At 68.5% G+C, this 12,167-nt stretch carries 13 protein-coding genes; 9 read left to right on the top strand and 4 right to left on the bottom strand.

The genetic code is table 11. The features are described 5' to 3' along the window. Positions 1-85: 85 nt before the first annotated feature. Positions 86-442 carry a DNA-binding protein gene (locus NOV86_RS08290; protein WP_267640872.1) on the top strand — a complete coding sequence of 119 codons (357 nt, stop codon included), beginning with the start codon at positions 86-88 and terminating at the stop codon, positions 440-442. After that, positions 442-1,032, top strand: a complete 591-nt coding sequence (locus NOV86_RS08285) for a DUF7411 family protein (RefSeq protein WP_267640871.1) — start codon at positions 442-444, stop codon at positions 1,030-1,032. The genes NOV86_RS08290 and NOV86_RS08285 overlap by 1 nt, the downstream gene beginning before the upstream one ends. A gap of 313 nt (positions 1,033-1,345) precedes the next feature. Here NOV86_RS08285 and NOV86_RS08280 read toward each other — a convergent pair whose 3' ends face one another. Then, a complete protein-coding gene (locus NOV86_RS08280; protein WP_267640870.1) occupies positions 1,346-2,398 on the bottom strand; it encodes a sensor histidine kinase in 1,053 nt (350 codons plus the stop codon). A gap of 83 nt (positions 2,399-2,481) precedes the next feature. On the opposite strand from NOV86_RS08280, the gene hisS reads away from it, so the two are divergent. After that, on the top strand, positions 2,482-3,798 hold the full coding sequence (gene hisS / locus NOV86_RS08275; RefSeq protein WP_267640869.1) for a histidine--tRNA ligase: 1,317 nt from the start codon (positions 2,482-2,484) through the stop codon (positions 3,796-3,798). 80 nt (positions 3,799-3,878) lie between these two features. Continuing rightward, a complete protein-coding gene (locus NOV86_RS08270; RefSeq protein WP_267640868.1) occupies positions 3,879-4,220 on the top strand; it encodes a putative quinol monooxygenase in 342 nt (113 codons plus the stop codon). A gap of 18 nt (positions 4,221-4,238) precedes the next feature. Here the strand turns inward: NOV86_RS08270 and NOV86_RS08265 are convergent, their stop codons facing one another. Beyond that, positions 4,239-4,691, bottom strand: a complete 453-nt coding sequence (locus tag NOV86_RS08265; RefSeq protein ID WP_267640867.1) for a hypothetical protein — start codon at positions 4,689-4,691, stop codon at positions 4,239-4,241. Between the two features lie 91 nt (positions 4,692-4,782). Between NOV86_RS08265 and NOV86_RS08260 the strand changes: the two genes are divergently transcribed. From NOV86_RS08260 to truA, 3 genes are read left to right on the top strand one after another with little or no spacing between them, the layout of a single operon-like run. Beyond that, the gene (locus tag NOV86_RS08260) at positions 4,783-5,241 is read left to right on the top strand and encodes a CopD family protein (protein ID WP_267640866.1); all 459 of its coding nucleotides are present in this window, start codon (positions 4,783-4,785) and stop codon (positions 5,239-5,241) included. Beyond that, the gene (locus NOV86_RS08255; RefSeq protein ID WP_267640865.1) at positions 5,234-5,740 is read left to right on the top strand and encodes a DUF7965 family protein; all 507 of its coding nucleotides are present in this window, start codon (positions 5,234-5,236) and stop codon (positions 5,738-5,740) included. Before NOV86_RS08260 ends, NOV86_RS08255 begins: the two co-directional genes overlap by 8 nt. Positions 5,741-5,793: 53 nt before the next feature. After that, a complete protein-coding gene (truA, locus tag NOV86_RS08250) occupies positions 5,794-6,627 on the top strand; it encodes a tRNA pseudouridine(38-40) synthase TruA (protein ID WP_267640864.1) in 834 nt (277 codons plus the stop codon). 162 nt (positions 6,628-6,789) lie between these two features. Here truA and NOV86_RS08245 read toward each other — a convergent pair whose 3' ends face one another. Both NOV86_RS08245 and NOV86_RS08240 read right to left on the bottom strand, forming a co-directional pair. Beyond that, on the bottom strand, positions 6,790-7,875 hold the full coding sequence (locus tag NOV86_RS08245) for a spondin domain-containing protein (protein ID WP_267640863.1): 1,086 nt from the start codon (positions 7,873-7,875) through the stop codon (positions 6,790-6,792). Between the two features lie 248 nt (positions 7,876-8,123). Then, complete coding sequence (locus NOV86_RS08240; protein WP_267640862.1) at positions 8,124-9,428, bottom strand: M28 family peptidase; 1,305 nt, start codon at positions 9,426-9,428, stop codon at positions 8,124-8,126. Between the two features lie 233 nt (positions 9,429-9,661). On the opposite strand from NOV86_RS08240, the gene NOV86_RS08235 reads away from it, so the two are divergent. After that, the gene (locus NOV86_RS08235) at positions 9,662-9,847 is read left to right on the top strand and encodes a zinc ribbon domain-containing protein (protein WP_267640861.1); all 186 of its coding nucleotides are present in this window, start codon (positions 9,662-9,664) and stop codon (positions 9,845-9,847) included. A 333-nt stretch (positions 9,848-10,180) separates the two neighbouring features. Next, positions 10,181-11,974 (top strand): oligoendopeptidase F, encoded by a 1,794-nt coding sequence (pepF, locus tag NOV86_RS08230; RefSeq protein WP_267640860.1) that lies wholly within the window; start codon positions 10,181-10,183, stop codon positions 11,972-11,974. Positions 11,975-12,167 lie beyond the last annotated feature (193 nt).

Genomic DNA, 12,167 nt, shown 5'->3' with positions numbered 1-12,167 from the left:
TTCTCGCGGTTTTCGACCGTCTCGGAAGCGGCGGCGCTCTCGCGCAGTCGAAACGATTTTCCTGCGCAATCCACAACAGAGATGTATGAGCGGCAGCCCCAACGACGAAGACGAGCTCGAAAAGCTTCGACAGGAGAAGATGGAGAAACTCCGCGAGCAACAGCAGGGCCAGGGTCAGGCCGACGCAGAGACCCAGGAGGCCATGCAGGAGCAGGCCGAGGCCCAGAAGAAGGCGCTGCTCCGGCAGTACCTCACCGACGGCGCGCGCCAGCGCCTCAACTCGGTGAAGATGTCCAAGCCACAGTTCGGTGAACAGGTCGAACAGCAGATCATCGCACTGGCACGCTCCGGGCGCGTCCAGGGCAAGATCGACGAGGAGAAGATGAAGAGCCTCCTCCGCGAACTCAAGCCCGACTCGAAGAGCTTCAACATCCGTCGCTGATGCGGCTGGGCCTGCTCTACAGTGGCGGGAAGGACTCGACGTTGGCCGCGCTTCTGTGTGCCGAGTTCTACGACGTGACGCTCGTGACCGGGAGCTTCGGCATCACCGACGACTGGCAACACGCCCGGGACGCGGCCGAGTCGGTCGGGTTCGAGCACGAGCGCCTCGACCTCGAGCGCGAGGTCGCCGAGGAGGCCGTGGACCGGCTGGTCGCCGACGGCTTCCCACGGAACGCCATCCAGCACGTCCACGAGCACGCGCTCGAACAGCTCGCAGCGTCGGGCTTCGACGCCATCGCGGACGGGACGCGCCGTGACGACCGGGTGCCGACGGTCTCGCGGGCGCAGGCACAGAGCCTCGAGGACCGCCACGACGTGGACTACATCGCGCCCCTGTCCGGGTTCGGTCGCGGGGCGGTCGACCGGCTCGTCGAGGCCGAACTCGACGTGACCATCGGCCCGAGCGAGGAGATCCGCCGGGCCGACTACGAGGCCGAACTCCGGGCGCTGCTGGCGGAACAGCGCGGCACGGACGCCATCGAGGAGGTCTTCCCGGCGCACGACCAGACGTACGTCACCGGGGTCCGGTGACGGCACGGGTCCTGTTCTCGGCGCGTCTTCGACCCGTGAGCGAGCCGTCGGTGTCGTGACCAGAGCCGACTGGAGTGGTACCGAGACGTCGGTAGCTCTCCGTTGTTATTGGTTACCTTTCATATCTCGATGTCGGGTACCCGCCGCCGAGCCGACTCTCGCGCTCGGCGTCTGAACCCCCCTGTTTCGGGTGGAGAAACGAATAAACAGATTCTTGGTTTCTTCCCGTTCACACTCGACTTTCGGGTGTATTATTGAAGAAGTGATACACCACGGTCTTCGTCCCGGCCCGTCTCGGGTCGGGTGCCGCGTCTCACGTCTCGAAGACGAACCGGGCGCCGCCCTCGCGACCGTCCTCGACGTGGACCGACCAGCCGTGGGCGTCGGCGATGGACTCGACGATGGCCAGCCCGAGGCCGGAGCCGTCGGCGCCGGTGTGGCCGCGCTCGAAGACCTGCTCGCGGGCGTCCTCGGGGATGCCGGGGCCGTCGTCGGCGACCGAGAACCCCTCGGGCGTCTGCTCGACCGTGACGGTCACGTCCTCGCGGCCGTGCTCGACCGCGTTGCGGAAGAGGTTCTCCAGCAGCTCCACGAGCCGGGCGCGGTCGGCGTCGAGGGTCCCGCCGTAGTCCACCCGCAGGGTGGCGTCGCCGGTCTGGACGCCGTCCCAGGCCGCGGTCGCGGCCCCGTCGAGCGCGACGGGTTCGCGGGCGCCGACCACCCGGCCCTGCCGGGCGAGGTCGAGCGAGTCCTGGATGCGGTCGTCCATGCGGTCCAGCGACCGCTTGACGTCCTTGAGGTGGGCCGGGTCGCCGGTTCGGAAGGTCTCCTCGAGTTCCGCCTGGGCGACCGACAGCGGGTTCCGCAGGTCGTGGCTGACGACGCTGGCGAACTCGTCGAGCCGGGCGCGCTGGCGTTCGGCCTCGCGGGCCGCGATGTGCTCTCTGACCTTCCCCGTCCCGGCCACGGCGCCGGCACCGACCCCGATGGTCCCGGCGGTGAGCGTGAGATAGAGCGGGTCGGGGACGGCGCCGACCCCGTCGGTGAGCAGGATGAGCAGGTGCAACGAGGTGACCATGGCGGCCGCGAGGAACCCGAACAGGCCGTAGGAGAACACCGTGAGCCGGTCCCGGGCACCGACCCCCTCGCGGACGAGCTGGCGGTCGACGACGACCACCGCGACACAGGCGGTGAAGGGCAGCGCCCCCTGGATGACGTCCCGGAGGACCGGGTTGGCGTCGGCCACGGCCCGGACCATGATGACACCGCCGAGCAGCGTCCCGAGCGCGGAGAGCGGCGAGACCGGCAGGCTCGTCGCCAGCTCGTCGACCCACGGCCGTTGCTCGCCTCGGTCCGCCCCGGGCATCTTGGCAGCGATACCGGTCGCGAGACCATAACTCTCGGGGCCGGATGAAAGGTTTCAAGCGCGCTGTGACCCAACCGCGGCGTATGTACGACGGACTCAAGGGCTTCCGTGATATCTACCCGGCGGAGATGGCCGCCTACCGGGCGGTCATCGACACCGTCGAGGACACGGCCCGCCGCTACGGGTTCCGCGAGATCGCCACCCCCGCGATGGAGCGAACCCAGATGTACGTGGACAAGTCGGGCGAGGAGATCGTCGAGGAACTGTACGCCTTCGAGGACAAGGGCGGCCGCGAGGTCTCGCTCACGCCGGAGCTGACGCCGACGGTCGCCCGGATGGTCGTCGCGAAGCAACAGGAGCTCTCGAAGCCAATCAAGTGGTTCTCGACGCGGCCGTTCTGGCGCTACGAGCAGGTCCAGCAGGGCCGCTTCCGCGAGTTCTACCAGACCAACGTCGACATCTTCGGGTCCTCGGAACCCGAGGCCGACGCCGAGATTCTCGCCTACGGCGCCGACATGCTCACCAACTTCGGGCTCGACGGCGACGACTTCGAGCTGCGCGTCTCCCACCGCGACATCCTCGGCGGCCTGCTGCGGGAGTTCGACACCGACGAGCCGGTCGACGTCCGCAACGCCATCCGCGCGGTCGACAAGCGCGCGAAGGTCGAGGAGAACGAGTACCTCGACCTGCTGTACGAGGCCGGGCTGAGCTACGACCAGGCCCGCGAGTTCGACGACCTGCTGCTCGCCGGCGACGACGACCTCGACGAACTCACCGCGTGGTCCGACAGCGAACAGGTCCACGACGCCGTCGCGAACCTCCAGAACGTCCTCGCCGCGACCGAGGACTTCGGCGTGCGCGAGTTCTGCGAGGTCTCGCTGACGACCGCCCGCGGGTTCGACTACTACACGGGCGTCGTCTTCGAGTGCTTCGACTCCACCGGCGAGGTCTCCCGCGCCGTCTTCGGCGGCGGCCGCTACGACGACCTCATCGAGGACTTCGGCGGCCAGCCCACGCCCGCGGTCGGCGTCGCCCCCGGCGTCGTCAACTCGACGCTCCCGCTGCTCCTCCAGCGCGCCGGCGTCTGGCCCGACGAGGCCGTCTCGACCGACTACTACGTCCTGCAGGTCGGCGACACCCGCCCCGTCGCGGCCCGCGTCGCCCGCGACCTGCGCGAATCGGGCAACGTCGTCGAGACCGACGTCTCCGGTCGCTCGTTCGGCGCCCAGATGAACTACGCCGACTCCATCAACGCCGAGACCGTCGTCATCGTCGGCGAGCAGGACCTGGAGAACGACGAGGTCACCGTCAAGGACATGGCATCGGGCGACCAGACAACCGCCCCCGTCGACGACTTCCCCGGCGACCGCGCGCACCCGACGCTGGCGGACTTCGAGTAGGGGGCAGTGGTTCACGGCGGTTGTCACCCGCTCACACCCCAGCCGAACCACTTTATTGCCGTGGCGAGTTGCCCGATGTGATGTTCGTCATCCAGACGACGATTCCGGTCGACCCGGCTCATCGTGACGAGTTCGTTCGGCTCGCCGAGGCGCTCGTCGAGCGCTCGCGCGAGCAGGATGGGACGGTCGACTACAATGCGGCAGCCGACCTGACCGAACCGAATACGTTCCGGTTCTTCGAGCGGTACCGGGACGAGGCCGCGGTCGACGCGCACGCACGAACCGAAGAGTACCGGGAGTTCATCGAGGCACTCCCCGAGGTGACGGATGGGAAACTGCGGAACGTCCAGTTCGAGGTGGACGAAGCACCCGACGAGGTCGAGTTCGAGGCCGAGGCGGCGATTCCGGACGAGTGGGAGTAGCGGGGTCCGTCCCGGCTGCTACAGCGCGTCGACTTCGCGCTTCGTCCGGTCGATGACCGCGGCCTGCACCATCGCGCCGGGGGTGGTGAACTCGGTGGTCCGGGAGAGGAAGGAACTGGTCGTGGTGGCCGGGCCGTCGGGCTCGCCCGCGTCGCGGGCGGCGAAGGCCGCGCCGATGTTCTCGTCCCAGGGGCTGGCGGCCTGGAACGCCTCGAAGTCGTCGAACTCGGTGTGGGCCGCGAGGAACGCCGGCGAGAACAGCCGCGTCAACTGCGAGGTGTCGCCCTCGCCGACGGCCTCCGCGATGGCGGTGCTCTCGGCGAGCGTCTTGGTCAGCGCGTCCACCTGGCCTTTCGTGAACTCCTGGCCCCTGATGCCGAGGGCGGCGGCCAACTTCGGGCCGATGAGGTCGGCGACCTCGGCGCCCGAGAACGTCTCCGCCGCGTCGGACTCGTCCGTCTCGTCGGTCATACCCGGTTCCTCGTGCTCCGGCCGTCTAAGCGTACCGGGTGCCGGCCCGACCGAGGCAATCTCTTTGTCACCACCCCGTCACATTCGAGGTATGGTCCTCGCACACGAGACGACCGCCCTCCTCGTCCGACTGTTGCACCTGCTGGCGGTGACGGTCCTCGTCGGCGGCGCGGTCGTCGTGTGGCTGCAGTTCCGGCGTGAGGGCGGGGGCGCGAGCAGCGACTCCGACCCACGTCTCGCGACAGCGGCGAGCTACGAGTGGCTGTTCTGGGGCGCCCTCGGCGTGGTCGTGATGACCGGTGTCGGGAACCTCGGCGCGCTCGCGCCCGGCGTCCCCGAGCCGGACACGCGCTGGGGGGCGGTCCTCGCGCTGAAACTCGGCGTACTGCTCGCCTTCGTGCTGTTCTCGGTCGCCCGGTCGCTCGTCCTCGTGCGGGTGCGCCGGCTCGCCCCGGCCGGTGCGGGTGGGGTCCTCCGGCGGGCCTACGGGCTGACCGCGGGCGTGCTGGTGCTCCTGCTCACGCTGGCGGAGGTGCTGGCGCATGGCTGATACGGGGTTCCTCGCCGGCGAACAGCCGACGCTCCCGGCGTGGTGCCTCGGGACGTTCCACACCGCGGCGCTGACTGCGGCCGGCGTCACTGGATTGCACCTCTCGGGCGCGGTCGGCGACCTGCTCGGCGGCCTGAACACGTTCGTCGGCTTCGCGGCGTTCGGCTACCTCTGGGCGGTGACGCTGTGGACGACGACGCGGGTGTGCCGCGAGGTCGACCTGTTCGGTCCGGACCGGCCGGCCACGACCAGCCTCCTCGCGGCGGGCGCGAAGTGGGGCGCGGTGAACGGGCTGGTCTTCCTGCTCGGAATCCTGCTCGCGGTCTCGGTCACGTTCCTCGGCGAGGCGCTCGCGCTGCTGCTGTTCTTCGGCATCGGCGGGGCGTTCGCCCTCGCCATCGGCGCGGTCATCGGCGTCGGCTTCGCGCTGCTGGACGCCGGCATGCTGGTGCTCGCCCGGTGGGCGGTGCCCGCGGGCGAGGCCCCGGCGCCGGAGTGAGGTGCCGGCGCGAACGCGCCAGCTACAAAGCACGCCGCAGCCAATCCCCGCCAATGCGCGCGTTCCGCATCGCCTACGACGGCCGGCCGTACCACGGCTTCCAGCGCCAGCCCGACCTGCCGACCGTCGAGTCCGCGCTGTTCGAGGCCCTCTGCGAGCTGGGCGTCGTCGACGGCCCCGACGCGGTCCCGCCGGGGTACGCCGCCGCCGGCCGGACCGACGCGGGCGTCTCGGCGGTCGCCCAGTCCGTCGCCTTCGAGTGCCCGGAGTGGCTGACCCCGCGGGCGTTCAACGGTCAGCTCCCAGCCCACGTGCGGGCGTGGGCCAGCGCCGACGTGCCCGCGGACTTCCACGCGACCTACGACGCGACCAGCCGGGCGTACGAGTACCACCTCTACGCGCCGGGGGCCGACCCCGACCTCGCCGCCGAGGCGATGGCGCGACTCGAGGGTACCCACGACTTCGCGAACCTGACGGCGGCCTCGGTGGACGACACCGTCCGGACCCTGCAGACGGCCCGGGTCGAGCAGGCCGGCGACTTCCTCGTGTTCTCGGTCCGGGCCGACGGCTTCCTCTGGGAACTCGTCCGGCGCCTCGGCTCGCTGGTGCGGGCGGTCGCCACGGGCGAGGCACCGATCGGGAAGGTCGACCGCGTGCTCGACCCGGCGCCCGTGCCGGGCCACGAGGGCGTCCCGCCGGCCGCGCCGACCGGGCTGGTGCTCGTGGACGCGACCTACCCCGGCGTGACGTTCGAGTCCGACGCCCGCGGCGTCGCGAGCGTCCGCGAGGTCTTCGAGACCAAGCGTGCGGAGGCGGCGACGGTAGCCAGGGCTAGCGGCTGTGTGGAGAACTGGGTCGGCAGAACGCATGAGACGGACGTAAAATGACGTACGGAGACGACAGCGACCGCGACGGGCCGGTCTCCCGGAGGTGGGTCACCCGGACAGCAGTCGAGTGTCCCGAATGGCAGACTGGCTTGTGGGTTCCGGCCCATCGAGGCCACGGTCGGACGACGGGCCGACCGTGGCCCGACCGGTCGTCAGGTCAGGCTAGTAGATGCCACGCCGCATGGTGCTCTTGCGGCGCATGCCCTTCTTCGAGGTCTTCTGGAGACCACCGGCGCACGGGTCGGCGACCGCACAGGGGTCGACGGGCGCGCACGGGTCCACGTCCGCGCAGGGGTCGACCGCACAGGGGTCGACGGGCGCGCACGGGTCGATATCGGCACACGGGTCGGCACACGGGTCGACCTCGGCGCACGGGTCGGGCGCCTCCATCGTGATGGTGATGGTCCCGACGACCTCGTCGAAGCCGTGCTTGACGCAGTCGAGGTCGCCCCAGCCCGCGATGCCCGGGTGGTAGTCGACGACGCCCTCGGCGTTGCAGGTGAGGTCCTGCTCCGAGGTGGCCTGGCTGCCACTGGAGACGACGTCGGTGAACAGGAACGCCTCCTGCACGAGGTCGGCTGCCTTCTCGCTGTTGCACTCCACACCCGCGTCGTACGCGAAGATGGGTGCGGTGACGACCTCACCCGGCCCGCGGGGCAGGCGGAGCGCGTCGACGCCGGCGAACCCGTCGTTCGTGGCGAGCATCATCGCCGCCATCGAGAGGACCGAGTAGCGCGCGGGCGCCTCGATCGCGATGGTGGTCTTGTTCGACAGCCCGGTGTTGAGCGGGTCGGTGGTCGACATGACCACGTCGTCGCCCAGCTCGAAGGCGAAGATGTCGACGCCGTCCTCGACGCTGGTGCTCAGCGTGTTGATCATCGGGCCGAGGTCCGCGTTCTTCGCGAGCGCGGCGAGTTCGGGGCACGCCTCGGTGCCCACCTGGAACAGCTTGGCGAAGCGGCTGTGGACGGCCAGCGCGGGCGGCGTCCAGGCCTGCCCGCACGTGTTGTTGCAGATGTCCACGATGTAGGTCACCGTGGGCTCGCACACGGGTTCGGGCTCGCACAGCGGTTCACACACGGGCGCTGGGGCACAGGTGCCACAGGGGTCCGCGGTGGGACCGTAGAAGCCGCGGCGGTAGCCACCGCGCGCGGAGGCGGTCCCGACACCGCCGACCAGCATCGCCCCCCCGATTCCGAGTGTCGTCAGAACAGTACGTCTGTTTACAGCGTTGGTGTGTTTGCTCATTATATGTGTCGCGCTGTCGTGTATCGACAACGCATTACCGTGCACCCCCCTGCACGTGGGCAAGTTGTCGTTTCGCACCAGTAACTACGGCGGGGTTAGATAGTAAGGATAACTTAACAGACCTGTGTGGTTGTTGTAAGTCGTCAAGTAGATAAACGATAAAAACCTTGAGGGGATTCGCAGAAAGTGCATGAGGGGTCGGTAGGTTACTGTCTCGCGCGCAGTAACGTAACCAACCAGAAACCGACTTACTGCGGCCAGATGCCTGCCGCCCGCATGCCGGGTTCGAAGGACTGCTCCCGGAGGGACTCGAGCAGGGTGTCGGTCCCCAGTCGACTGAAGTTTCGACACGCCAGGGAACGTACAAGTAAGCAGGTGAGCATGGCGTGCTCCCGTAACGTTCGGGAATCTGCCTTGTCTCTCGTGTCGGCTCGCGTGTGGGTGACGCCCCGGCCACGTTCCCCGCTGTCCGAGTGGAGTTGCAGGGATGGCACACCAGCGCGCAAGAACGGCCAGTGGTCGCTCCAGGGGTGCGGGTCGGGCCGGACGTGGACCGGGTGGTCGGCCTCGGCCGCGAGGTCGGCTGCGACGTCCGCCAGTTCCTCGTGTGCGTGGGTGTAGGCGACGAGGTCGCGGTGGCGACCCGCCCCGTCGACGTTGACCACGGCCTCGATGCGGTCGGTGTCGAGGTCGGCGGCGAGCGCCTCGCTCCCGAGCAGGCCGACCTCCTCGCCGCCGACGCCGGCGACCCGGACCCGGCGGTCGAGGTCCACGTCGGCCAGCGCCCGGGCGAGCGCGACCACGACCGCGATGCCACAGCCGTTGTCGAGCGCGCCCTCGCCCACGTCGTGGGCGTCGAAGTGTGCGAGCACCAGCAGTTCCTCGTCGGTGTCGGGGCCGACGGTGCCGTGGACGACGTGGGTCTCGCCGGGTTGGGTCGTCGCGTCGACCGAGAGGGACACCGTGCCGTCGCGCTCGGCGTACTCGCGGAGCCACTCGCCGGTCTCGTAGGAGACGCCGACGCCCGGGATGGCGCCCGCCTCGTCGAACCGCAGCGAGCCGGTCGGGGGCAGCTGGCCGGGCTTGTGGTTGGCGAAGACGAACGCCTCGGCGCCCGCGTCCAGCGCGTGGCCGTACTTCTCCATCCGGTGGACGAAGCGCTGGTCGCCGGGGGTGTCCGTGCTCGCCAGCGCGACCGCCCCGTCGAGGTCGGCCTCGGCGATCTCGTCGGGCGTCCCGTGGCCCACGTCGACCAGCCGGGCCTCGGCCTCGCCCGCGGGGGAGTACGGGAGCGCGACCGCCTCGAACCCGCGGGTGACGGGGTCGACCACGCGGAGCCTCGTGTCGCCCCGGGACCAGCGCGTGATGGGCGCGGTCTCGTGGGCGAGGTCGTTCACACCCGCCGTCTCGAAGGCGTCAGCGACGAGGTCGGCGGCACGGGCCTCGCCGGGATGGCCCGCGAGTCTGTCCTCCAGTTCACAGAGCGCGGTCAGGAACTCCCAGGGGGTGTCGTCCCGCCAGAGCCGCCCGAGGGTCGCGTCGAGCTGGGTCATGGCTGGTGGTGCGCGGGCCGACGGGAAAACTGTGGGTGTCGGTCCCGTGAACCGAGTGGAGAAACTGGAACTGTCGGGAGAACGTATGGGAAATTCGGGACGTTCAAAACAGGCGTAGACGGTTGCTACCTGCTGTTCGGGTGCGTGAAAGGGAATGCAACAGTGGTTGACAACCCAGCGTAACTGCATGAACTCCGCGAACGGATTCGGGGGTTCATACTCCCCCAGCCCACATGGATAGACGTGGCATGATGACCGTACTCCAGTCCCTGAAGACCGCGTTCGCGTCCGACACCGAGGAGCGCCACTACCACTACGACTGTCGGGTCTGCGGGACCAGTTTCGAGTCCGACGAGCCCACCGTCGACACGCTCAGCTGTCCCGAGTGCGGAATCCGGTCCTGGTTCGAGAGCAGCTGACATCGCGTCATCCCACCGTGCGACTCACTCACGCACATCCGACCCCTCACCCACCACCCACCACCACCCACCACCCACCCACCCCCACCCAGCACCCCACTGTCGAGCAGAGGCACCCACTCCCGAACCCCACCATTCGCTCTCGACACCAGTTCCGTTCGGCGTCGTAGCAGGCAGGACCCACGCGGTCGATGCGGCATCGTGCCACGTCGGCGCTCCGCCCCCGACCCCCTCTTCGTAGCTTCGTCCGGTCGACCCGACCACCCCCGTCAGTGACCGGTGTGTGCTGCCCAGTTGGCAAGGCTTACCTCGATTCGATTCGAAGCCCGTGCCATGAGTTCAGTCCCCGAACGGTCCGAGATAGACACAGAGTACACGTGGGACCTCGAGTCTATCTACGCGACCGACGAGGAGTGGGAGGAGGCGTTCGAGACGGTGCAGGACCGGCTCGCGGACCTCGAGCAGTACGAAGGGCAGGTCACCGACGACGGCGAGACGCTGCTGTCGGTCCTCCAGTTGCGCGACGAGATCATGCGCGAGGTGTCCATGGTGTACTCCTACGCCCGCATGCGCAAGGACGAGGACACCACGAACCAGCAGTACCAGGCGTTCACCGCCCGCGCCCAGTCGCTCTCCTCGGACGCCTCCAGCGCCGCCTCGTTCATCGACCCCGAGATCCAGGCCGCGAGCCGTGACGAGATCTGGGCGATGGTCGAGGAGACCGAGGGGCTCGAGACCTACGAGCACTACCTCGACGACGTGCTCCGGATGAAAGAACACACGCGCTCGGCCGAGGTCGAGGAGCTGCTCGCCGACCTCAGCGAGGTCACCGGCGGCACCAGCGAGGTGTACAACATGCTCGCCAACGCCGACATGGAGTTCCCGACCGTCGAGAAGCCCGACGGGAGCTCGGTCCAGATCACCCAGAACAACTTCACGACCCTGCTGAAGAACCAGGACCGCGAGTTCCGCCAGACCGTCCACGAGTCCTTCTACGAGGACTGGGCGGACGTGCGCAACACGGTCGCCGCGGCGTACAAGAACGCGGTGAAGGCCGACGTGAAGACGGCGCAGGCCCGCCACTACGACACCGCCCGGGAGGCCGCCCTCGACGGCCCGAACGTCCCGGTCGAGGTGTACGACAACCTCCTCGAATCGGTGCGCGAGAACCTCGACAAGCTCCACCGCCACACCGAGCTGAAGGGCGAGGCCCTCGGCGTCGACGAGGTCGAGATGTGGGACCTCTACATGCCGATGACCGAGACCGAGAGCCCCGACGTCTCCTACGAGCAGGCGTGTGAGTGGACCGTCGAGGCCCTCGGCGCCCTCGGCGAGGAGTACCAGCAGCGCGTCCAGGAAGGGCTCGACTCCCGCTGGGTCGACGTCTACGAGAACAAGGGCAAGCAGTCCGGTGCGTACTCCGGCGGCACCTACGACACCCAGCCGTTCATCCTGATGAACTGGCAGGACGACATCTCCTCGATGTTCACCCTCGCCCACGAGCTGGGCCACTCCATGCACAGCCAGTACACCAAGCAGGAACAGCCCTACGTCTACTCCGGCTACGAGATCTTCGTGGCGGAGGTGGCCAGCACGGTCAACGAGGCGCTGCTCACCCAGCACCTGCTCGACACCGTCGAGGACGAGAAATTCCGCCGGCACGTCCTCAACGAGTACCTCGAACGCTTCCGGTCGACGCTGTACCGCCAGACCATGTTCGCGGACTTCGAGCACCAGACCCACAGGCTGGTCGAGGAGGGCGAGGCGCTCACCCCCGACGCGGTCGACCAGGTGTACGGCGACCTCAAGCGCGAGTTCTACGAGCCCGCGAACGTCGACGAGCACATAACCCGCGAGTGGATGCGCATCCCGCACTTCTACTACAACTTCTACGTGTACCAGTACGCCACTGGCATCTCCGCGGCCGTCGCGCTCAGCCAGCAGATCCTCGACCCCGACGCCGAGGACGCCGAGGACCGGTACCTCGAGTTCCTCTCGAAGGGCTCGCGCGAGTACCCGCTCGAACTGCTGCAGGGTGCCGGCGTCGACATGAGCACGAAGGAACCCGTCCAGACCGCCCTCGACGTGTACGACGAGTACCTCGACGAGATGGCCGAGCTGATATAGGGCGGTCGCCTTCCGACTCCAGTTTCCTCCGCGTTCGTCGTTATTCAGTGATATCCCTCGCCGGTCGTGCTGAATCGAGGCGAATCGCTTGCACGAGGTTCCGGGGGCTACTCGCTTCACTGGTCCCGTTTCGAGTAGCCCGTCGAATCAGTTTCTGGGGGTGAATATTTATACGAGTCCCGTTGTAATCGAG

Origin of the sequence: Haloarchaeobius amylolyticus (assembly GCF_026616195.1) — an archaeon.
Lineage (GTDB): Archaea > Halobacteriota > Halobacteria > Halobacteriales > Natrialbaceae > Haloarchaeobius > Haloarchaeobius amylolyticus.
Note: the sequence above shows the minus strand (reverse complement) of the source record. Positions and strands in the feature narration are given on the sequence as shown.